The organism is Methylobacterium sp. NFXW15 (assembly GCF_049887755.1).
GTDB lineage: Bacteria > Pseudomonadota > Alphaproteobacteria > Rhizobiales > Beijerinckiaceae > Methylobacterium.
This window is the reverse complement of record NZ_JAGEKG010000002.1, coordinates 77928-98456: the sequence shown is the minus strand read 5'-3', so window position 1 is coordinate 98456 and position 20529 is coordinate 77928. Positions and strand designations below refer to the sequence as shown.

The 20529-nt window shown below is 69.5% G+C and carries 19 protein-coding genes and 1 tRNA gene; 13 read left to right on the top strand and 7 right to left on the bottom strand.

Annotation, left to right across the window (positions count from 1 at the left end):
* The first annotated feature begins 144 nt into the window (after positions 1-144).
* The 3 genes from J4O73_RS04745 (at position 145) to mdcB (ending at position 4369) form a co-directional block, all read left to right on the top strand.
* A complete protein-coding gene (locus J4O73_RS04745) occupies positions 145-1233 on the top strand; it encodes a DUF2865 domain-containing protein (protein ID WP_426215093.1) in 1089 nt (362 codons plus the stop codon).
* A 58-nt stretch (positions 1234-1291) separates the two neighbouring features.
* Positions 1292-3457: an OmpA family protein gene (locus J4O73_RS04740; protein WP_426215091.1), complete on the top strand. Its 2166-nt coding sequence runs from the start codon at positions 1292-1294 to the stop codon at positions 3455-3457.
* A gap of 66 nt (positions 3458-3523) precedes the next feature.
* Positions 3524-4369 carry a triphosphoribosyl-dephospho-CoA synthase MdcB gene (gene mdcB, locus J4O73_RS04735; protein WP_426215089.1) on the top strand — a complete coding sequence of 282 codons (846 nt, stop codon included), beginning with the start codon at positions 3524-3526 and terminating at the stop codon, positions 4367-4369.
* Positions 4370-4487: 118 nt separating this feature from the next.
* On the opposite strand, the gene J4O73_RS04730 is transcribed toward mdcB, so the two are convergent.
* The 4 genes from J4O73_RS04730 to J4O73_RS04715 all read right to left on the bottom strand — a co-directional run bounded on the left by J4O73_RS04730 (position 4488) and on the right by J4O73_RS04715 (position 7656).
* Positions 4488-5534: a tlde1 domain-containing protein gene (locus J4O73_RS04730; protein WP_426215087.1), complete on the bottom strand. Its 1047-nt coding sequence runs from the start codon at positions 5532-5534 to the stop codon at positions 4488-4490.
* A gap of 246 nt (positions 5535-5780) precedes the next feature.
* Positions 5781-5855: transfer RNA gene (locus J4O73_RS04725), tRNA-Thr, on the bottom strand.
* A gap of 78 nt (positions 5856-5933) precedes the next feature.
* The gene (aroB, locus tag J4O73_RS04720) at positions 5934-7052 is read right to left on the bottom strand and encodes a 3-dehydroquinate synthase (RefSeq protein ID WP_426215085.1); all 1119 of its coding nucleotides are present in this window, start codon (positions 7050-7052) and stop codon (positions 5934-5936) included.
* Positions 7053-7062: 10 nt separating this feature from the next.
* The gene (locus J4O73_RS04715; RefSeq protein ID WP_426215083.1) at positions 7063-7656 is read right to left on the bottom strand and encodes a shikimate kinase; all 594 of its coding nucleotides are present in this window, start codon (positions 7654-7656) and stop codon (positions 7063-7065) included.
* A gap of 269 nt (positions 7657-7925) precedes the next feature.
* Here J4O73_RS04715 and J4O73_RS04710 point away from each other — a divergent pair, with 269 nt between their 5' ends.
* The 3 genes from J4O73_RS04710 (at position 7926) to J4O73_RS04700 (ending at position 9637) form a co-directional block, all read left to right on the top strand.
* Complete coding sequence (locus J4O73_RS04710; RefSeq protein WP_426215978.1) at positions 7926-8075, top strand: histidine kinase; 150 nt, start codon at positions 7926-7928, stop codon at positions 8073-8075.
* A complete protein-coding gene (locus tag J4O73_RS04705) occupies positions 8072-9016 on the top strand; it encodes a site-specific tyrosine recombinase XerD (RefSeq protein WP_426215081.1) in 945 nt (314 codons plus the stop codon). The genes J4O73_RS04710 and J4O73_RS04705 overlap by 4 nt, the downstream gene beginning before the upstream one ends.
* 135 nt (positions 9017-9151) lie before the next feature.
* On the top strand, positions 9152-9637 hold the full coding sequence (locus tag J4O73_RS04700) for a MarR family winged helix-turn-helix transcriptional regulator (RefSeq protein ID WP_426215976.1): 486 nt from the start codon (positions 9152-9154) through the stop codon (positions 9635-9637).
* Between the two features lie 97 nt (positions 9638-9734).
* On the opposite strand, the gene J4O73_RS04695 is transcribed toward J4O73_RS04700, so the two are convergent.
* Positions 9735-10100 (bottom strand): c-type cytochrome, encoded by a 366-nt coding sequence (locus J4O73_RS04695; RefSeq protein WP_378966669.1) that lies wholly within the window; start codon positions 10098-10100, stop codon positions 9735-9737.
* Between the two features lie 210 nt (positions 10101-10310).
* Here J4O73_RS04695 and J4O73_RS04690 point away from each other — a divergent pair, with 210 nt between their 5' ends.
* The gene (locus tag J4O73_RS04690; RefSeq protein ID WP_426215079.1) at positions 10311-10439 is read left to right on the top strand and encodes a hypothetical protein; all 129 of its coding nucleotides are present in this window, start codon (positions 10311-10313) and stop codon (positions 10437-10439) included.
* A gap of 6 nt (positions 10440-10445) precedes the next feature.
* Here J4O73_RS04690 and J4O73_RS04685 read toward each other — a convergent pair whose 3' ends face one another.
* Positions 10446-11723 carry a nucleotide sugar dehydrogenase gene (locus J4O73_RS04685; RefSeq protein ID WP_426215974.1) on the bottom strand — a complete coding sequence of 426 codons (1278 nt, stop codon included), beginning with the start codon at positions 11721-11723 and terminating at the stop codon, positions 10446-10448.
* A 61-nt stretch (positions 11724-11784) separates the two neighbouring features.
* On the bottom strand, positions 11785-12798 hold the full coding sequence (locus J4O73_RS04680; RefSeq protein WP_426215077.1) for an NAD-dependent epimerase: 1014 nt from the start codon (positions 12796-12798) through the stop codon (positions 11785-11787).
* Between the two features lie 210 nt (positions 12799-13008).
* Between J4O73_RS04680 and J4O73_RS04675 the strand changes: the two genes are divergently transcribed.
* From J4O73_RS04675 to J4O73_RS04650, 6 genes are all read left to right on the top strand, one after another.
* Positions 13009-13221, top strand: a complete 213-nt coding sequence (locus J4O73_RS04675; RefSeq protein ID WP_426215075.1) for a NepR family anti-sigma factor — start codon at positions 13009-13011, stop codon at positions 13219-13221.
* 73 nt (positions 13222-13294) lie between these two features.
* Positions 13295-14248 carry a glycosyltransferase family 2 protein gene (locus J4O73_RS04670; RefSeq protein WP_426215073.1) on the top strand — a complete coding sequence of 318 codons (954 nt, stop codon included), beginning with the start codon at positions 13295-13297 and terminating at the stop codon, positions 14246-14248.
* Positions 14249-14534: 286 nt separating this feature from the next.
* Positions 14535-16676 carry an exopolysaccharide transport family protein gene (locus J4O73_RS04665; RefSeq protein ID WP_426215071.1) on the top strand — a complete coding sequence of 714 codons (2142 nt, stop codon included), beginning with the start codon at positions 14535-14537 and terminating at the stop codon, positions 16674-16676.
* Between the two features lie 16 nt (positions 16677-16692).
* Entirely contained in the window at positions 16693-18084 is a 1392-nt protein-coding gene (locus J4O73_RS04660; protein ID WP_426215069.1) for an O-antigen ligase family protein, read from the top strand.
* Positions 18081-19544 carry an oligosaccharide flippase family protein gene (locus J4O73_RS04655; protein ID WP_426215067.1) on the top strand — a complete coding sequence of 488 codons (1464 nt, stop codon included), beginning with the start codon at positions 18081-18083 and terminating at the stop codon, positions 19542-19544. The genes J4O73_RS04660 and J4O73_RS04655 overlap by 4 nt, the downstream gene beginning before the upstream one ends.
* A complete protein-coding gene (locus tag J4O73_RS04650) occupies positions 19541-20527 on the top strand; it encodes an NAD-dependent epimerase/dehydratase family protein (protein WP_426215065.1) in 987 nt (328 codons plus the stop codon). The genes J4O73_RS04655 and J4O73_RS04650 overlap by 4 nt, the downstream gene beginning before the upstream one ends.
* The last annotated feature ends 2 nt before the right edge of the window (positions 20528-20529 follow it).

Below are 20529 nucleotides of genomic sequence, written 5' to 3'. Positions count from 1 at the left end.
CCCTTTGGTATGACGGGGTGGATGTAGGAGGGGTGACGCCCCGCTTCGAGGAGGTTTATTGTTGTTTTCGTCTCCCCCGCGAACGAGAACCGGCCGCGCCGCGGTCGCAGCCCGATTCTGAGCGCGAATTCAGCGATGATACGGATGTGTTCTACGCCGTTCGAGAGCCTGATCGGCGCCCCGGTCCGCCGGGTGCTGACTGCGCTCGCGCTGGTTGTGGGGTTTGGTGCCAGCCCGGCGCTGGCCCTGCCGGGCGCGATGCCCGACAGTCCGGATAGCCCTGCCAGAGTCGAGCCGGTGGCGCCGCCGCCGAACTTGCCCTCACCGGAATGCCGCCGTTACCGCGCCGAACTCGCATCCGTACAATCGGGCGCCAGTGCGACCCGTGCGCTGCAGGACGAGATCGGCCGTCTCCAGACCTATTACCGGAGCCTCAATTGCGAGGGCGGCAAGTTCCTGTTCTTCGACACGCGGCCCCCGCAATGCGGCGCTGTCGAGCAGCGCATCCGCGCGCTCAACGCCACCTATGGCGGGGCGGTGATCGACGACAGCTCCTCCCGTAAGCGCGAATTGCAGGCCCTCGTGGCCCGCGCCTGCCCGTCTCGCGAGACGGTCTCGTCCTCGGGAGAGGCGTACGCGCGCGGCGGGGCGCAGGTGATCTGCGTCCGGACCTGCGACGGCGGCTATTTCCCGATGCCGAACCTGCCGGAGGGCCGGGGCGGTGCCGACGACCTGTGTCAGGCGCTCTGCCCCGGTACCGAGGCGGTGGCCTATTCGATGCCCCATGGCGACGAGGCCTTGAAATCGGCCGCGACCGTGAAGGGCAGCCGGGCCTATACGAGCCTCGCGAACGCCTTCAAGTTCCGCAAGACCTTCGTTCCGAATTGCTCCTGCAAGCCGGACGGCAAGACCTGGGCACAATCCCTCGTGAAGGCCGAGAGCATGCTCGTCCGGCACAAGGGCGATATCTTCGTGACGCCGATGCAGGCCGAAGCCCTGTCCCGGCCGAAGGTGAGACTGACCCTCGTCGGCCGCGCCGACCGGACGGCGGCCGAACTCGCCGCCGACGCCGCAGGCCGGGCCGCGCAAGAGGCCAAGGGCGTCACGAACACCTCCGACGCCGCAGGCACCGCCGCGAAGACGGAGGGAGCCGAAGGGCGCCGGGGCGACCATGTCGCCGTCCGGGTGATCGCGCCGGATCTCGTGGCGGTTCCTGCTCGCCTGACTCCCTGAAACCGGAACCTTTTGGCGTCTGTGAAGTTCGGTACGGCCCGAATTGAACGAGATGCCGATGCAGCGTTACCGCCTTCTCCTCCTGGCAGGCACGGTCCTGCCGGGGCTGGTCCTTTCCCCGGTCGCCTCGGCGCGGCCGGAGGGTTTCGTCGTGGCCCAGGGGGGGCCGGAGGAGCGTGGGCCGGGTGGGCCTGGGGGACCGGGTGGACCTCGTGGCGGTGGGGGCCCGGAGCGCGGCGGCCCCGGCATGGAACGCGGCGGCCCCGAGCGTGGCGGTCCCGCCATGCGGGAGCGGCCCGAGCCGCGTCCCGAGCGCGCGCCGCCCGCCGCCCGCGAACGGCCGGAACCTCGTGAGGCCCCCGAACCGCGCCAGCCTCGCATGGAACGTCCCGAGCGGCCCGACCGCCCTGAACGGCCCGATCGTCAGGACCGTCCCGAGCGCGCGGCACCTCAGCCCGAGCGCGAGCGCCCCGAGCCCCGCCAGCAGCAACAGCAGCGCGAAGACCGCGAAGAGCGGCGCCAGCAACAGCAGGAGCGGCAGCGCCCGGATGCGCGGCCGGACCGTCCCGATCCGCGCGAGGATCGCCAAGGCCCGCGCGAGGATCGCCAAGGCCCCGGCGCGGGCCGTCCCGGTCCAGACCGGACGCCGCCCGCAGCGAACGCGCCCCGCCCGCAGGAGACCCCCGACCGGCCCGGCCCGGATCGCGGCCCGCCCGGTCGTGACCGCGACGGCGGTCGCCCGGGCGCCGATCGCCCGAACAACGACCGTCCCGGCAACGAGCGCCCCGGCGCTGATCGCCCGGGTGCCGAGCGCAATGCGCAACCGCCGGCTCCGAACGCGGCGCCGGGCGTGCCCGGACGTCCCGTGCAGCGGCCGGAGGACGGTCCGCGTCCCGGTGGCGACCGCAATGGATCGAATGCGCCGCCTCCTGCGCCGAACGCCACTCCCGGCACGCCTGCGCCCGGCGCTCCTGCTCCTGGCGCTCCTGCTCCTGGCGCTCCTGCTCCTGGCGCCCCCGGTGCCGAGCCGAACCGTCCGGTCCCGCCGAACATGCGGCCCGGCGTGCCGGGTCGTCCGTTCACGCCGCCTGGTCAAGCCGCTCCCGGCGAACCCGGTGGACCGGGCCAGCCGCCGGTTCCGGGCCAGGGCCCGAACCAGCTGCGTGACGGTGATCCCCGTGATGGCCAGTTCCGTGACGGTCAGTATCGGGATGATCGCGATGGACGTCGCGGCGCCCGTGACGACTTCAACACGCCCGGGCGGCCGGGATACGTCCCGGGCGGCTTCCGCGACAACGAGAATGTCCGCGACTACGAGCAGGTCCGTCGCGACCGCCGCGAGTTCAGCGCGGATGGCCGCACCTATTATCGCGAACCCGGCCGCGTCATCGTCCAGGATCGCAGCGGCTACCTGATCCGCCATGACGAGAACGAGCGCTTCCGTGAGCTCGATCCGCGTGGCTACCGCTACGAGCGCCGGGGCAGCGACTACATCAGCTACATCGACCGGCCCGGCGGCGACCGCATCTACACGGTCACGGACGATGATGGTCGCATGCTACGCCGCTACCGCCGGTATTCGGACGGGCGCGAGGTCGTCATCATCGACAACAGCTATGGCGGCGCGCCGCGTCCGATCTACGACGACGTGGTGGTTCTGCCACCGCCCGATATCCGCATCCCGCGGAACCGGTACGTGGTGGATTATGAAGAGGCGGATCCGAGCCTCGTCTACGAGACCCTGACCGCGCCGCCGGTCGTCGCGGTGGACCGCCGGTACACCCTGGACCAGATCCGCTACAGCCCGGATCTGCGCGCCCGGATGCGTTCGGTCGACATCGACACGATCAACTTCGACACCGGATCGTGGACCGTGACGCCGGATCAGGCCCGCCGCCTCTCGGTGATCGCCGACGCGATCAACAAGGCCGTCCGTGCTAATCCGCAGGAAGTGTTCCTCATCGAGGGCTACACCGACGCTGTAGGCTCCGACATCGACAACCTGTCCCTGTCGGATCGCCGGGCGCAGTCCGTGGCTACGGTTCTGACGCAGCAGTTCCAGGTGCCGCCCGAGAACCTGACGACCCAGGGCTACGGCGAGCAATACCTGAAGGTGAACACACAGAACGCGAGCCGCGAGAATCGTCGCGTCACGGTTCGCCGCATCACCCCGCTGTTGCAGCAGGGCGACGGACAGGCTTCGGCCCCGCCGCCGCGCCAGTGACCGTCACCTCCCCTCCCCGCGATCATGGGGAGGGGAGATCCGGCGGAAGCGGTGTAGAAGGCCCTCGTGCCGATTGCCGCCTCCGCCTCTCCTTCCGTCAGCGATGCCACGCGTATCGGCGCGCTGGCCCATCGCGCCCTGATCGATGAACTGGAGGCGTGGCCGAAGCCCGGTCTCGTCAGCCCGGTCGATTCCGGCAGCCATCGCGACATGGATGCGGGTACGCTCCGGCGCAGCGCCGGGGCCATCGCGCCGTTCTTTCCCGATCTTGTCGAAGCCGGTGCCTGCGGGGTGCCGCTCTCCGAACTGCGCCGGATCGGCCTTTTGGCCGAGGCCGCCATGCTCGCCGCGACCGGCGGCGTGAACGCCCATCGCGGGGCGATTTTTTCGCTCGGGCTCATTTGCGCCGCCGCCGGTCGCTTTGCCGGAGCGCCGTTCCCGGCCGAGGTGCGGGCCGTTCAGGTCGGAGACCTCTGGGGCGAGGAGATCGGGCGCAGGCCTGCCTCCCCCGTCAGCCACGGCGGACGCGCGACCCTGCGCTATGGTGTCGGAGGAGCGGGGGCGGAAGCGGCGGCCGGCTTTCCGGCCGTGAGGGAATTCGGCCTGCCCGCCCTGCGCCGGGGGCGGCACCTTGCACCGGGCGATGTCCAGGCGGCGCGGATCGAATGCCTGTTCGCGCTGATGGCCGAACTCGATGACACCAACCTGCTCCACAGAGGTGGTCCCGAGGGCCTGCTCTTCGCCCAGCGTTCGGCGCGGGATTTTCTCGATGCGGGTGGGGTCGGCGTGGCCGATTGGCGAGATAGGGCCACGACCCTACACCGTGCCTTCGTGGAGGCCCGCCTCAGCCCCGGCGGGGCGGCGGACCTGCTGGCGGTGACGCTGTTCCTCGACAGCCTCTCCACCTCGTAGCAGGCTAGAGCCGTACTCGACCGAGTTGAGCCGCCCCCGTCGAGGATTCCCAGCCGTCCTTGCGAGCGCAGCGAAGCAATCCAGAGAGGCGCCTGAGCCAGCTTGGTCGAAGACGGCTTTAGTTGCGGGCCATCTGCACGGTCCCGCCCGCATTGGCGAGGTTCGGCGGGGCTCCGCCCGATCCGGCGACCACGACGAGTTGGCGGATCTCGCCGCGCAGGTAGGATTCGAGGAACTTGTTGTAGTCGCGGAACGACACGCAGCCGTTCGAAGCCCCCGATGGCCCCAACATGAAGGTGTGGGCGAGGAGACCGACGCGGCCGTAGACCGCCTCCGGCCCGCCGACGGGGGTCAGGCGGATGGCCCGCACCCCATGGAACAGGGCTTCGCGCTCGGTGAGCTGATAAGTGCCGGGCGGCGTCGCGCCGCGCATGCGGATGTGGACGTTGCGCGGATCGTCCATGATGTCGCCGAGGCCGGAATGAGCTTCCAGCCGCTCGCCGTTCGGCAGGGTCACGAGGCGGGCGGTGATGTCGTAAATCGCCGTGCCGCCCTCTCCGGCGGGCGGAGCGAGAGGCGGACTTAACCGTGGCTTCGGCGTGATGTCGGCGGGTCTGGTCTCAAGCGAGGTGTAGGCGCGGGCGGGGGTGGATTCCACGCCGAACAGCTTCTCGAAGAACGACCGGCTGTCCTCCGGCGCGGGTGTCGGTGGCAGGGCGGCCTCCTGGCGGACGGGGGCGCGGCTGGCGCGGCGGGTCGGCGTGCCGCGCAGTTCCGGCGGGCGCGGCACCGGCAGCGGCACGGTCATGGCCGTGCGCGGCGGAGTCGCCTCGACCACGGGTGGGGTCGAGGCGGGAGCGTCCTCGGCCGTCGCGGCGGCGGGTAGTCCCTCGGTCCATGCCCAGCGGGAGAGCTTACCCGCGAGATCGGCGTGCCACGGGTCGAGGAGGTCCTGCGAAGGGATCGGCGCTTCGGCAGTAGGCTCCGGCTCATCGACGCGGAGGGCGATCTGCTGCTCGGCGGGCGGCACCGGCAGATCGGAGATTCGGCCATGGCCGCCGAGGACGGTGAGCAGCAGAGCGGCGGTGAGAACGCCGAGCGGCGCCAGCGTGGAACGGCGGCGGGCCTGTGCCTTTCCAGCGGCAAGCTGCGTGCGATCTATCATCGGGCGCCCATGCTCCTCGTGCCGGTCGAGGCACCCGCCCTCGTCCGCTCCGGCGAATCGCCGGGACGCGGAAGGAGAGGCTGGCCCCGCAGGGACGTGACAGAAGCGTAACGCGGCGGGCGATTTCAGGGCGCGGACGTGGTCGATCCGGGTCGCAAACGGACCGATTTCTGGCGAAAACCCGCACGATCCCGGTTTTGGCCGCAATTGGCGGCCCGGATCATGACGATGAGATGAGGGAGAAAGTGGTGCCGGAGGAGGGATTTGAACCCCCGACCTTCGCTTTACGAAAGCGCTGCTCTACCACTGAGCTACACCGGCAACCGGCCGAACCCAGGGCCCGGACGCGGGAACGCTCATAGCCCCCTCACCCGCCCAAAGCAAGACGGCTGGCGCCGTTCAATCCGCCGAGAGTTCGTCTTCGAGGAAGGCGCGCACCGCCGCGCGGTCGACACCGGGCGCGATGAAGCTCTGGCCGATGCCCCGGGCGAGGATGAAGGTCAGCGCGCCGTCACGCACCTTCTTGTCCTGAGCCATGGCGTCGAGGATCGCGTCGGCATCGCCACTGCCGCCGGGCACCTGCTGCAACCGGGTCGGAAGGCCCGCGAGGACGAGATGGTTCGCCACGCGCCCCGCCTCCTGCCCGCCGCACAGGCCGAGCTTGGCCGAGAAGCGGAAGGCCAGAGCGAGCCCGATGGCGACGCCCTCGCCGTGGACGAGGCGTTCCGAGGAATAACCGGTGATGCGCTCCAGCGCATGGCCGAACGTGTGACCGAGGTTCAGCAGGGCGCGCTCGCCATCCTCGCGCTCGTCACGGGTGACGACGCCCGCCTTGGCGCGGCAACAGGCGGCGACCGCCTCGTCGCGTTCTGGCCCACCGGTGAAGATGCCCCGCCAATGGGCTTCACACCACGCGAAGAAGCCCTCGTCGCCGATGAGCCCGTATTTCGCGACCTCGGCATAACCTGCCCGCATCTCCCGCTCGGACAAGGTGTCCAAGCTCGCCGTGTCGGCGAGGACGAGGCGGGGCTGGTGGAAGGCGCCGATCAGGTTCTTGCCGAGGGGCGAGTTGATGCCGGTCTTTCCGCCCACCGACGAATCGACCTGCGCGAGGAGGCTCGTCGGCACCTGCACGAAGCGCACCCCGCGCCGCAGGCTTGCAGCAGCGAAGCCCGCGAGATCGCCCACCACGCCGCCACCGAGGGCGACAACGAGGTCGTTCCGCTCGATCTTCAGGGCGAGCAGCCCGTCACAGACCTCGGCGAAGCGCGCATAGGATTTCGATGCCTCGCCCGGCGGCACGGTGACGATGCCCGCGCGCAGCCCGGCTTCCTCCAGGCTCGCCTTCAGCGCCTCGGCGTAGAGAGCCCCCACCGTGGAATCGGTGACGATCCCTGCCGCCCTGGCTCCGAGGGCGGCAAGGCGCGCTCCCGCTTCCGCCACGAGGCCCCGGCCGATCAGGATGTCGTAATCGCGCCCCCCGTCGAGGGCGACATGGACAGTCAGCGGTTCGGTCACGTTTCTGGACTCACTGAGCCGCGAGGGCGGGCGGCGGATCGAGATAGGCGACGAGGGCTTCCATCACCTCGTCCACGACGCGGTCATGCGAGACGTCACGCGACAGGACCACCACATCCGCTTCGGCATAGACCGGATGGCGGACCTCCATGAGCGCCCGCATCGTCGCCTCGGGGTCCTCGGTTTGCAGGAGCGGGCGATTGCCGCGCTTGCGCACGCGGCGCATCAGCACGTCGAGATCGGCCTTGAGCCAGACGGAGACGCCGCGCTCGCGCACGCGCTCACGCGTGGCCTCGCGCAGGAAGGCGCCGCCGCCCGTCGCCAGAACCAGCGGACCGGCCCTGAGCAGGCGCGCGATCACCCGCTCCTCGCCATCGCGAAAACTCGGCTCGCCATAGATCGTGAAGATGTCGGGGATGGTCAGACCGGCGGCGGCCTCGATCTCGTTGTCGGCATCCTTGAACAGCAGCCCGAGGCGGCTCGCGAGGCGGCGGCCCACGGTGCTCTTGCCAGCGCCCATGAGACCGACGAGCACGATCGACCGGAGCCCAAGGCCCCGCCGCAACCGTGCTTCGATAGGCTCCTCGGCCTCCGTCTCGCTCATCGGCTCCCGCAACACACGTCCACACGCCACTGAAATCCGGGCCGCCTGTCGGCGCCGCCCCGGCAGCGGCCACCACGCCGCATCCGAAAGGGGGCTCTTAGCGCGTTTCACACGCAGCGCGAAACACACCGTTCGTTCCTCGCCTGTGTCTCTCCCGGCCTTGTCAGCGCCGCGATCGCATGGTGGAAACCGCCTATCCGATGCGGCCGAGCTCGGCGGCCCTTCCGGCTTTCCCGACCGGCACCCGTCAGCCCCGAGGATCGACCGACGTGCCGACCCTGTTCCGCTTCTTCGCCACCATCGCGATCATCGCCGGGCTCGTCTTCGCCGGCATGTTCGCCCTGGCGACCTTCGTACAGCCGACCCCGCGGGAGATGACCGTCTCGGTTCCCGCCTCGAAGCTTCAGCCGCCGCGGTGAGCGATCCGGCGGGCCCGTTACAACCGGAGGTCGGCGATTATCTCGACATGCTCGCCGCCGAACGGGGTGCCGGAAGCAACACGATCGAGGCCTATCGGCGGGACCTGAGCGACTACCTCGCCTACCTCGCCCGCACCGGCCTGAGCCTGGAGCGCGTCGATACCGCCGCCCTACGCGGCTTCGTGGCCGATCTGGATACGCGCGGCCTCTCGGCGTCCACCGCCGCGCGACGCCTCTCTTGCGTGCGCGGCTTCCACAGGTTCCTTTACGCCGAGGGCATGGCCGAGGCCGATCCGAGCGCACCCGTAGGCGGACCGCGCCGGGCGCGTCCGCTGCCCAAGGTGCTCTCGATCGCCGAGGTCGACCGCCTTCTCGCGGGCGCGCACGAGGTCGCGTCCCGGCCGGATCAGCCCCCCGGCCCCGCACGACGGGCGCGCCGCATGGCCTGCCTGCTCGAACTGCTCTACGCGACCGGCCTGCGCGTCTCGGAACTCGTCGCCCTGCCCCGCAGTGCCGCGAGCAGTGATGCGCGGATCCTGATGGTCAAGGGCAAGGGCGGACGGGAGCGGATGGTCCCCCTGACGGAGACGGCGCGGGCCGCGATGGCGGTCCACCTCCCCGCCGTACCGGACGACAGTCCCTGGCTGTTTCCGTCCGACAGCGAGAGCGGCCACCTCACGAGGCAGGCCTTCGCCCGGGACCTGAAAGACGCCGCGACAGCCGCCGGGCTGAGGCCGGACAAGGTGAGCCCGCACGTGCTGCGGCACGCCTTCGCGAGCCATCTCCTGCATAACGGCGCCGACCTGCGCATCGTCCAGGAGTTGCTGGGTCACGCCGATATTTCCACCACGCAAATCTATACCCACGTTCTCGATGACCGGCTCAAGGCAATGGTCCGAGATCTGCATCCGCTCATGGACAAGCCGGTGGACGTGGCCTAGCCCCGATTTGAATTCATTGTGCCATCGCCGGTACAAGTTTAGAGTTCGGCACTGAGGGATGGGACGGCGCGCCGTCACGGTTGTTCGAGAGGTGGAACGAAGATGGCGGGTCCCGCCGTGAAGCGCAGAAGCGCGATGATCACTGAGACCGGCAAGGCTCCCGAGGCGCGCAAGGCGACCCTCGTCGAGGCGCAGCGGCTCGACAACCAACTCTGCTTCGCGGTTTACGCGGCGGCGCATGCGTTCGGCCGCGCCTACCGCACCCTGCTCGGCCGCTACGATCTCACCTACCCGCAATACCTCGTGCTGATGGTGCTGTGGGAAGAGGACGGGCTCACCGTGAAGGAGATCGGGGAGCGGCTCTTCCTCGATTCGGGAACGTTGACGCCGCTTCTCAAGCGGCTTGAGGCTTCGGGTCGCGTGCGCCGGGCCCGGGACCGGCCGGACGAGCGGCAAGTCAGCATCTTCCTGACCGAGGCGGGCGAAAGCCTGCGCGGCACCCTGTCCTGCATCCCCGACGAGGCGGGCGGCATGACCGGCTTCGACCTGAAGGGCCGCAAGGACCTTCTCAAGGATCTCGTCAACCTGCGCGACGGACTGCGGAACGGCGAGCCATCGTAGCCCGAAACAACGACGCCCGGCCTTGCGGGCCGGGCGAACGTTCGGGCACGACGCTTGAAGGACATGCCCGGCCATGAAGACCGGGCACGTGAACCCCTTAAGACTGCGTCTTCAGGTAGGCGATCACGTCGTTGATCTTCTTGTCGTCCGTGTAGCCCTGGAAGATCATCTTGGTGCCGGGCACCTTGGTCTTCGGGTTCTTCAGCCACTCGTGCAGGTTGGCTTCGTCCCAGGTGATGCCCGAGTTCTTGAGGGCGGCGGAATAGGTGTAACCCTCATAGGTGCCCGCCTTACGGCCGACGACGCCCTTCAGGTCCGGACCGACGCCATTCTTCTGGAAGTTGTGGCACGCCTTGCACGGGGCGAACGCCTTCTCACCGGCAGCCGCATCGCCGGCCTCCTGGGCCTGGGCCGACAGGGGGATCATTGCGGCGAGGATGGCACCGAGAACGAGCTGACGCATGAATTTCCTCCTAGTTACGGCTTTGGCCGGTCTCGCGAGCGTTGACCCGTCGTGACTGGAACAGGTCTAATCTCATACGCTCAATCGTTGCAACGCTTGATGAACGAGAGTGGATGCGTCTTTTCACGCCATCCGTCACGTTTTGGGTAGCCTCCTTCATCCCGGCCCGTCGCAGGGGATGGAACGGCGTTTTCAGGGTAGTTCCATCCCATGCCTCGTTGGATCTTCGTCCTATTTTCGATCGCGCTCGGGCTGTCCGTGGTGGGCAGCCTGCTCATCGTGCTGCGCAGCCCCAATTCCCTGCCGCCCGCCACCAACGCAGCGCGGCCGCCGTCCTGACCGGCCTTAGAGCCGCCACAGGTCGATGCCGGCTGGAGCCGCACTCCGGTCGAGCATTCCCGTCACATCGAGGACATCGCCGCGCCCCTCGGTCAAAAGAGGGATGATCCCCGTCCAGCCCCGCTCCCGCACCGACCGATGGGGCACGGCGAGGATGACGGCGTCGGCGGGCACAAGTTCATCGAAGGGGGTGAGCGCGAAGCCATGCTCGCGTCGCACCATCTCGGGATCGGCCATGGGGTCGGCCACCTGTACCGCCACCCCATAACCGGAAAGGCCTCGCACCACGTCGACGGCGCGGCTGTTGCGGATATCGGGGATGTCCTCCTTGAAGGTCACGCCCAGCACGGTGACACGCGGCGCCGGCCGCCCCCGGCGTAGCAGGCGCCGGATGCAGGTCTCGACCACGTGCCCCGCCATCGCGTCGTTGATGCGCCGCCCGGCGAGGACGAGTTCGGGATGGTGGCCCGCCTCCTGCGCCTTGTGCGTGAGGTAATAGGGATCGACCCCGATGCAGTGGCCGCCGACGAGGCCGGGGCGGAAGGGCAGGAAGTTCCACTTCGTCCGCGCCGCCGCCAGCACGTCGCCGGTATCGAGGCCGATCCGTGCGAAGATCAGCGCGAACTCGTTCATGAGGGCGATGTTCACGTCGCGCTGGACGTTCTCGATCACCTTCGCCGCCTCGGCGACGCGGATCGATGGTGCGCGATGCACGCCCGCCAGAGCGATCGCGCCGTAGGTCCGTGCCACGATCTCCAAGCTCTCGGAGTCGCTCGCCGCAACGACCTTGATCACGCTGTCGAGCCGATGTGCCCGGTCACCCGGATTGATCCGCTCCGGCGAGTAGCCGAGGGCGAAATCCCGCCCCGCGATAAGCCCAGAGGCCGCTTCCAGGATCGGCGCGCAAACCTCTTCGGTGGCGCCGGGAAAGACGGTCGATTCGAACACCACGATGGCGCCGGGGGACAAGGCCGCACCGACGAGGCGCGAGGCCGATTCCAGCGCCCCGAGATCGGGAGTGCGCGCGGCCGTGATCGGCGTCGGCACCGTGACGATGTAGAAATCCCGCCCGCGCAGATCGGCCGGATCCGCGCTCGCCCGAAGGTCCGGCAGGTCTTCCTCCGGCACCTCGCCTGTCCGGTCTCGTCCGGCCGCGATCTCGGCGACGCGGGTGGGATCGATGTCGAAGCCCACCGTATCGAACCCCGCCTTGGCGAAGGCCACCGCGACGGGCAGGCCGACATAGCCGAGCCCGATCACCGCGATCCTGCGACCTTCCACCATCCCGACGCCCCGCACGCTGCCGTCCGCTTCCGCGCCACGGGAGGCGGCCCGAGCGCTGCCGTCAAGCTTCGTGATAGGCGCGATACCAATCCACGAAGCGGCCGATGCCGGTTTCGAGGGGGGTGCCGGGGGAGAAGCCGACATCGCGGGCGAGGTCAGCGACATCCGCGAAGGTTTCAGGCACATCGCCGGGCTGCATGGGCTGGAGGTCGATCTCAGCCCGGCGGCCGAGCTTGCGTTCCAGCAGAGCGATCATTCCCATCAGGTCGGCGGGTTCGGAATTGCCGATATTGTAGAGGCGGTAGGGCGCGAGGCTGGTACCAGGATCGGGATGCCCGCCGTTCCAGGCCGGATCGGGCGCGGCCGGGCGGTCGATCAGGCGAACGATCCCCTCCACCACGTCATCGATATAGGTGAAGTCCCGCCGCATCCGGCCTTCGTTGAACACCTTGATCGGCTCGCCCGCCAGGATGGCCCGGGTGAACAGGTACATCGCCATGTCCGGCCGTCCCCACGGACCATAGACGGTGAAGAACCGCAGCCCCGTCGTCGGCAGGCGATAGAGGTGGCTGTAGCTGTGCGCCATCAGCTCGTTCGCCTTCTTCGTCGCCGCGTAGAGGCTGACGGGGTGATCCACGTTCTGGTGGATCGAGAACGGCATCGCCGTCACCGCGCCGTACACGGAACTGGACGAGGCGTAGATCAGGTGCCCCACCCCATGATGGCGGCAGCCCTCGAGCACGTTGAGGAATCCGGTGAGATTGCTCGCGGCGTAGGCGTGTGGGTCGGTCAGCGAGTAACGGACGCCCGCCTGCGCGGCGAGGTGAATCACCGTGGTGAAACGCCCCTCGCGGAACACCGCGTCGAGACCCGGCCCGTCCGTGAGATCGAGGCGGTGGAACGCGTAGCCCTCGCCCGCCAGGCGGCGCAGACGCGCCTCCTTCAAGGTGGTGTCGTAATAGGCGTTGACGTTGTCGAGCCCGGTGACCGCCCGCCCCTCGGCGAGCAGGCGGTGGGCGACGTGGTTGCCGATGAACCCGGCGACGCCCGTTACGAGGATGCGCGGTTCGGTCATCTCGGACGAAACACCCCATACCCGCAGCCGACGATCCGGCTTCCCTAGCATGACCCTGCGCCTTCGACACCCAGAGCCGCGCCCAGGCAGTTCCAGAGATTGTGATCGCAAGTTTTTAGCCGACGAGCATTTCGCCCTGTGCCTGTTCGGTCTATTGCGCAACACTCGACACAAGCGCTTGCCATCGAACAGGGCGAACCCGATTTACTCATGATGTCCGAGACCCCGCGCCGCGCCGGAGCCTTCGTGCTCCAAACTGTTCCGATCTCCGCGCAGGGCCCGGTTCTCGATGAATTCACCCGCCGTCGCCTGGGGCGGCAGCTGCGCGCCCTCTACGATCCGGTGATCGATGAGCCGATCGATCCGCGTCTCGCCGAGCTTCTTCAACAGCTGGAGACGGACCGCACCGGTTCCGGCAATTGAGGCCAGTCCGGCCCGCCCACACCGTTTAGTGAGTATTTGCCGATAGACGCATCCGGTCGCCGGAGGACCAGAGATGCGGCTCAGTGTGGTGATCTGCACCTATGAGCGGCCGACGCTCCTCGCCGCGCTTCTGCGCTCGCTGATGGGGCAGGACGGCGCCGGAGACGGCGAGACTGAGATCGTCGTGGTCGACAACAGCGACGGCGAGACCGCGAGGCCGGTGGTCGAAGATCTGGTGCCGCGGGCGCCCCTGCCGATCCGCTACCTCACCGCGCATCCCGCCAACATCTCCGTCGCCCGCAATGCCGGTTGCCGAGGCAGCATCGGCGACGCCGTCGCCTTTCTCGACGACGACCAGCAGGTCGAGCCTGGCTGGCTGATGGCCGTGCGCGACGGGCTCGCGCGTTATCCGCATGATGTGTTCTTCGGGCCGATCACCCCGCATTTCGAGGATGCGGCCGCGGTGACACCCGCCGCCCGCACCCTCTTCACCCGGCTCGGCGGGCAGGCGGCGGGGCACGAAGTGTTCGCCCTCGGACGCCCGGCCTCGCAGAGCTTCGTCCTCTCGACCGCCAACAGCATCTTCCGCCGCGCCACCGCCCTGCGGGACGCGGACCCGTTCGATCCGCATTTCGGCCAATGCGGCGGGGAGGATCTGCACCTGCTCTGCCGCTTGGCCCGCGACGGCCGCCGCTTCGGCTGGCTACCGGAGGCGCGGGCTACGGACTTCGTGCCCCGACACCGGGTCAGGACGGGCTACCTCGTCCGCCGCCATTTCGCGGGGGGGCAGGCCTATGCTGCCACCTTGATCCGCACCAGCCCGACCCCCTTGCGCGACGAGGTGATCATGGCGGCCAAGTCCCTGGTGCAGATCGGCCTGCTGCCGCTGATGGGGCTCACAATGCTCCGTCGAGAGGCACCGGGGCGCAGCTTCGCCATTCGCGCGGCCGGGATCGTGGGCAAGCTCCTCTGGCGGCGTCTCTATCCGTTGTACCGAACCGAGGCGGCCTCGTTGCGAGGATCTTAAGGCTCGCGCAGCAGGATTGGAGTGGGTGACGCGAAATCACCCTCGAGCGAAGACACTATTAACTCTATCGATAATTCCAACAGCGCGACGGCCTGCCGTTTTAACTCAGCACAAGCGGGCGCGCGTTACGGAAAAGTCGATACGGGCCTTGGGCCCGCCGGGATAATCCGCTCCGAAGTCCGGAACGGATCATCCTGGGCAGCGACTTGCATCGTCCGGGTGACGGCCCGGCCGACGGCGTCGAAGCCGGGATGCAGGGCGCTGCGTTGTCGGGGAAAGCCGGTCGATGCAGCTGATCGAACGCCAGAACAGTCCGAGCCACAGCACCTTCCAGGCTGCGGAAGTTGACGAGTGGGATGCGTTCCGCCTCGAAATTCGCGAGGCGTTGGCATCGCTGCGCCGTCATGCCTTCGCGATCGGGATGTGCGTGCTCGGGGCCGTGGTGCTGGCGACGCCCGTGATGGTGCTTCGCACGCCGAACTATCTCGGCACGGCGCAGGTGCTCCTCGACCCGCGCGGACTGAATGTCGTCAGCAACGAACTCGTGCCGCAGCCGCCCTCGGCCGACGTGAACGACGCGGTCATCGAGACCCAGTCACGCTTCCTGCATTTCGATGCGGTGCTGCAGGAGGTTGTCCAGCGCCTTAGGCTGACCGAGGATCCCGCCTACACCGCCCGGCCCGGTCTGGTCGGACACATCAAGGCGATGATCGGCCTGACCAGCCCGGCCCCGCCCGCCGATCCGGTCGACGTGGCCAGCAAGATCCTCGGCAAGCAGACCACCTTCCAGCGCGAGGGCAAGAGCTTCGTCGTGAACCTGACGGTGCGCGCCAACGACCCGGACAAGGCGGCCCGCCTCGCCACCGCCATCGGCCAAGCCTTCGTGGACGATATCGAGCGCCGCCGGAAGGAAGTGGTGGTGAAGGCCCGCGACGCCATCGGCGCCACCCTGAAGGGCCAGAGCGAGCATGTCATCGCCGCCGAGCAGGCGGTGGAGAAGTACAAGCGCGAGATCGGCGTGGTCGATCAGGACGGGCGCGGGCTCAACACCGCCCGCGTCAGCGAGCTGAACTCGCAGCTCCTCGCAGCGCGGGCACAGACCCGCGTCGCCGCCTCCCGCGTCGCGGCGCTCGAAGGCCGCAGCGCCTCGCCGACGGATGCGGCGGGCGCCGACACGGTGGAATCCACGACCCTGTCCCAGCTTCGCCTGAACCTCGCGGAGGTGACGCGCCAGCAGGACAATTTGCGCGCGACGCTCGGGCCGCGCCATCCGGCGGCGGTGGAGGTCGAGGCCCAGGTGCGCAGCCTGCGCGCCGCCATCGCCAAGGAAACGGGTCGGCTGCAATCCTCCCTGCGGAGCGAGCTGGCTGCCGCGCGCAACCGTGAATCCGCCCTGGAGCGCGACCTTGCCCGTGCCGAGGCCGACACGTCGCGTACCAACACCGCCCTCGTCACCCTGCGCCAGTTGGAGCGCGAGGCCCTGGCGCAGCGCTCGGTCTACGAAAAGACCTTGGCCCGCGAGCGCGAGCTTCTCGAGCAGGAGAGCGTCGGCACCTCGAACGTCTCCCTCGTCAGTGCGTCGAAGCCCGATCCGCAATCGGCCGATCTCCAGCCCGCTCTGGTCATCGCGGCGGCGGGCCTGCTCGGCCTGCTCGCGGGGGCGGCCGGAGCGATCCTCGTCGACCGTCGCGGCGGGCGTCTGCATTCGGCCGAGCGGCTGACCGCACGCACCGGAATCCCGGTTCTGGGCGTGCTGCCCCTGTCGCGCAAGCGGCTGCGCGAGGCCAGCGAGACCGTCGCGGTGCTGGCAGGGTCGCGCGCCTCCCCGTCGGCGCGCATCCTCACCCGGCTGGCAGATTACCTCGATGAGGCCGCCGAGCGCGGGCAGGTTCGGCTTCTCATCGTCTCGGCCTCGAACGGTCCGCTTTCCACCATCATCGCCCAGAACCTCGTTCTGGCGCAGGCGGCGCGTGGGCGCCGGGCCCTGCTCGTGGACGGCGATGCGCGCTCCGGCCGCCTGACCTGGATGATCCCGCGCGACGCGCAGGCCAGTGTAATGTCCTGCACCGTGGAAGGCTTCCCGCCCTTCTGCGCCACCACGGCGGGTGAGCGTGCCGCGCCCGATGCCATGCCGGAGCGGGACGAAGGCTACGACTGCGTCATCATCGACGGCGGCGACGGCCAGGACGAAGTCCGGCTGCGTCGCTCGGCCTCGACCGCCACGGCCATCGTCCTCGTCGCCGAGGCGGGCGTGGCCACGGCGGATGGGATCGAGGATCTGCGGGCCGCCCTGCTGTCGAGCGGGGATAAGATCGCCGGAGCGCTGTTCGTCGTCTCGGGCGCCGATCCGATCGTGCCGGCTCCCGCACGCTCGCGCCCGGCGCCGCAGCGCTTCGCCCTTGCCGGGGACAAGGAAGCTCTGGCGTGACGAGCGCGTGGCTTCCGTGACCACGGCCCTCCCGACGTTGACACCGGAGGCTCGGGGCCTCGCCGCCCTGGCCCCCGGCAGGACCGGCACGAACCCGCGCATCCGGCGGGCGCCGTGGTTCCTGCGCGCCCTGCCCGGCGCGCTGTGCCTCGCCTTCTTCGCCTACATGTTCATCGGCGTGATGCCGATGACCGATGCGAGCGCCATCACCTCCGGCGACGGCAACTCCACCGAGCGCCTCGCCGTGCTCGGAATGACCGGGATCGCCCTGTTCGAGATCGTCCGCCGCCGCAGGATCGTGCTGCCGCTGGTCATGCGCTCATGGCCGGTCTGGCTGGTGCTCGGCTGGTTCTGTGCCAGCGTGTCCTGGGCCGCCTTCCCGGACATCGCCGTGCGGCGCGTGAGCGTGATGGTGTTCATCTGCATCATCACGTTGGCCATCGCGGCGGGGATCGGGCCGATGCGGCGCGTTCTGGGCTTGATGGCGGGCATCCTCGTCGTGGTGATCGCGGGCGACCTCGCGGTCACGGCGCTCAACCCGGGCTTCGCCTTCACCGAGATCGGCGTGCGCGGCTACCACCAGCAGAAGAATGTCGCGGGTCTCGTGGCGATGCTGGCCTTCATCATCGCCATCGGCTGGACCTGCGCCGCCCCGCGCCCGCGCCGGGTGCTCGCGGGGCTGGCCTTTGCGCTGGCGGCCTTCGGCTTCCTCGTGCTCACCAAGAGCAAGACCTCGATGATGCTGGCGCTGCTCGGCGCCGGGCTCCTGCCGTGCATGCTGGTGCTACGCCGCCTGGGTCCGGCGGCGGCGCTGTTCCTCACCCTTGCGGGCGTTGGAACGGTCGGTGTGACCTATCTCGGCGTCACGGCCTTCGGCGGCGACTTCATCGGCCTTCTGACGCCCGGCAACGATGCGAGCTTCACCGGTCGCACCCAGATCTGGGACTTCGCGGCGAGCGAGATCGCGCGGCGGCCCTGGACCGGCTATGGGTTCGGCTCGTTCTGGGACGTCGGCGATGCCAACGACCCGCTGCATCGCGCGCCACCCGGCTCCTGGCTCGCCACCCTGAAGATCGGAGAGCGGGCCGACGTGGTGATCAACGAGGCCCATAACGGCTACCTCGACCTGCGGCTCCAGGGCGGCGCTCCGGCCCTGGCCTTCGCGGTGCTGGCGCAACTGCTGACGGTCTATGCGCTCGCCGTGAAGCTGTTCTCCCGGCGCACCACCCGCGCGGATGCGGTGGCGGCGGCGACCTTCCTCGTCATCGCCCTCGTCGTCCTCGTGCACAACGCCACGGAGTCGAGCCTCTGGATGCGCGGGCAGGTTCTGGCCAACGTGTCCATCCTCATCAGCCTGCTGGCCTTCAGACGAGAGCCCGCACCCGAGCCCGCAGGGAAACACCCATGACGATCCGCCGGATCGGCGGCTGGATCGGCGCGGGGCTCGCCGACGCGGCAGGCCGCCTCGTCATCCTGTCCGTCACGACCGCCTTCCTCGCCCGGATCCTCCCACCGGGGGATTTCGGCGCGACCGCGCTGACGCTCTCCATCGTCACCGCCTTCTCCATGGCGGTCGGGACGCCCTACGAAGAAGCGCTGACCCAGGCGAAGGTCGTCCGCCGGGACGACCTCGGGGCGGTGCTCGCGCTCTCGATGGTCGCCGCCCTCGGCTTCCTCGCGCTCTGCGTTCCGGTGGGCTTCCTGCTCGACCACGTCTACGAGCGCGCCGACCTCCGCCTGCTTCTGCCCACCACCGGCCTGCTGTTGCTCGCGCAGGGGCCGATGACCCTGGCGACCGCCGTCGCGAGGCGTCGGAAGGCGTTCTACATCATCAACGCGTCGAGCATCCTCGGCCATGTGATCGGGGCGGCGATCGCCATCGGGCTCGGCCTCGCCGGCGCCGGCATCTGGTCCCTGGTCGCCCTGCGGATCGTCCTTGTCTTCGCGAGCGCGGCGAGCCTGTTCTGGATGCTCGGACTGAAGGTTCGGCCGGTCTGGTCCTGGGGGCGGCTCGCCCGGTTCAACCGCTTCGCCGGGCTCGTGCTGGCCTCGCGCCTCGTCGAGAACGCCACCTACGTCGTCTACAACACCCTCACCGGCGCGCTCTTCGGCCTGACCGTGCTCGGCTATCTCAACATCGCCATGCGGCTGATCGAACCGGTGCGCGGGGCCATCACGGCGGTGACGCACAACCTGTGCTTCCCGCATTTCCGGGGCAGTGCCCTCTCGCGGGAGAATGTCGGCGAGGCAGCGGCGGAAGTGGCCCGCGAGACCTCCGCGCTCGTCGCACCGACGATGATGGGACTTGCCGCCGTCAGCCCCCTCGTCGTGCCGCTCATGGCCGGGCCGGGCTGGACCACGGCCGAACCCATCGCGGCGGCCCTGGCGGCGGGCGGTCTCCTCGCTTTGCCCTCGCAGGTGGTGCAGACCGCGCTCTCCGCGAGTGGTCGGCCGCAGAGCGTGCTCCTGTCCTACAGCGTCGCGCTCGTGATCCTCGCGCTGACGCTGGTGGCGACGGCCGGGCTCCATCCGGCCACGATCGGCTTGGCCCGGCTCGCCGGGGATCTGTCCCTCACCGCCACCACCGTGCTGATCAACGGGCCGCTGATCGGCTTGTCGCCCTGGCCGCTTCTACGGCGGCTTTCGGGGGTCTGGCTGTCGGCGGCGATCATGGCGGTGATCGTCGCATGGCTCGGCATCACCCTTGCCGATGCCTACGGGCCGCTGCTCGCTCTGATCGTCGCCATTCCCGCTGGCGTGCTGATCTACGTGCCGCTTCTGTTCCTGATCAGCCGCGCGAGCTTCGATTCCCTGGTCGGACGAATCCGCCCACTGCTGAGCCGCGCGCCCGTGGCGGGCCTGCGATGACCGGTGCGATCCTCGTCACCGGCGCGGGCGGATTCATCGGCAAGGCGGTGGTGGCACGGCTGCGCGAGACGAGCCTGCCGGTGCGAGCCGGACTGCACCGCCTGCCCGATGGTCGCGATCCGCCCGAGGGAGCCCTTCGCTGCGATCTCGACGATCCGCGCAGCCTCGATGCCGCCTGCGCCGAGGCCTCGGCCATCGTCCATGCGGGCGGACGCTCGGCCGCCGCAATGCCGGACCAGCTTCGCAATCTTCTCGCCGCCGCCGAGCGGGCGGGCATCGACCGCATCGTCCAGCTCAGCTCCATCGCCGTCTACGGCCCCGCCGAGGGCCGGATCGGCGAGCCCGACGCGCCTCCTCCGACGGCCGCTCCCGACGATCCGTACTGCGCTGCCAAGCGCGCCTGCGAGGCGATGCTCCGAAGCTGGGCTGCGGCCCGTCCGGGGCGGCGGGTCGCGATCCTGCGGCCCGGCATCGTCTACGGACGCGGCAGCGATCTCTGGATCGAACGGCCGGTCGCGGGCCTGCGCGCGGGCGTGCTCGGCCCTCTCGGGCTGCGCGGTGAAGGCATCGCGGCCCTCGTCCACGTTTCGGATGTGGCCGAGGCCGTGCGTTGCGCCCTCGCCGCCCTCACGGGGCCGGGTCAGGGAGTGATCGCGGCCAACATCGTCGGGCCTGAGACGCCGACCTGGAACACCTATTTCGCGACGCTCGCCAGCCGCGCCGGGTTGCCGACGCCGCGCGCCCTCCCCCCGGGACGGCTCGCGATGCTGCGCGCCCTATCCCTTCCGGCCAAGGCGCTGGCGCGCCTGCGCCTGCCCGTGGGCGGACTGCGCTTTGTGCCCGCTCCGGGCGAATTGCGCCTGTTCGCCCGGGCCGCACACTACGACACCGTCCGCGCCCGGACCGAACTCGGCTTCCGCGCGGGCATCCGGCTCGCCGAGGGGATGGATGCATCCTTCCGACACGACACGACCCACCCGTGAAC

Coding starts and splice junctions, on each gene's coding strand:
- J4O73_RS04745 (WP_426215093.1), top strand. CDS start 145: ATGTGTTCTACGCCGTTCGAGAGCCTGATCGGCGCCCCGGTCCGCCGG.
- J4O73_RS04740 (WP_426215091.1), top strand. CDS start 1,292: ATGCAGCGTTACCGCCTTCTCCTCCTGGCAGGCACGGTCCTGCCGGGG.
- J4O73_RS04730 (WP_426215087.1), bottom strand. CDS start 5,534: ATGATAGATCGCACGCAGCTTGCCGCTGGAAAGGCACAGGCCCGCCGC.
- J4O73_RS04715 (WP_426215083.1), bottom strand. CDS start 7,656: ATGAGCGAGACGGAGGCCGAGGAGCCTATCGAAGCACGGTTGCGGCGG.
- J4O73_RS04700 (WP_426215976.1), top strand. CDS start 9,152: ATGATCACTGAGACCGGCAAGGCTCCCGAGGCGCGCAAGGCGACCCTC.
- J4O73_RS04695 (WP_378966669.1), bottom strand. CDS start 10,100: ATGCGTCAGCTCGTTCTCGGTGCCATCCTCGCCGCAATGATCCCCCTG.
- J4O73_RS04690 (WP_426215079.1), top strand. CDS start 10,311: ATGCCTCGTTGGATCTTCGTCCTATTTTCGATCGCGCTCGGGCTGTCC.
- J4O73_RS04685 (WP_426215974.1), bottom strand. CDS start 11,723: ATGGTGGAAGGTCGCAGGATCGCGGTGATCGGGCTCGGCTATGTCGGC.
- J4O73_RS04680 (WP_426215077.1), bottom strand. CDS start 12,798: ATGACCGAACCGCGCATCCTCGTAACGGGCGTCGCCGGGTTCATCGGC.
- J4O73_RS04675 (WP_426215075.1), top strand. CDS start 13,009: ATGATGTCCGAGACCCCGCGCCGCGCCGGAGCCTTCGTGCTCCAAACT.
- J4O73_RS04670 (WP_426215073.1), top strand. CDS start 13,295: ATGCGGCTCAGTGTGGTGATCTGCACCTATGAGCGGCCGACGCTCCTC.
- J4O73_RS04665 (WP_426215071.1), top strand. CDS start 14,535: ATGCAGCTGATCGAACGCCAGAACAGTCCGAGCCACAGCACCTTCCAG.
- J4O73_RS04655 (WP_426215067.1), top strand. CDS start 18,081: ATGACGATCCGCCGGATCGGCGGCTGGATCGGCGCGGGGCTCGCCGAC.
- J4O73_RS04650 (WP_426215065.1), top strand. CDS start 19,541: ATGACCGGTGCGATCCTCGTCACCGGCGCGGGCGGATTCATCGGCAAG.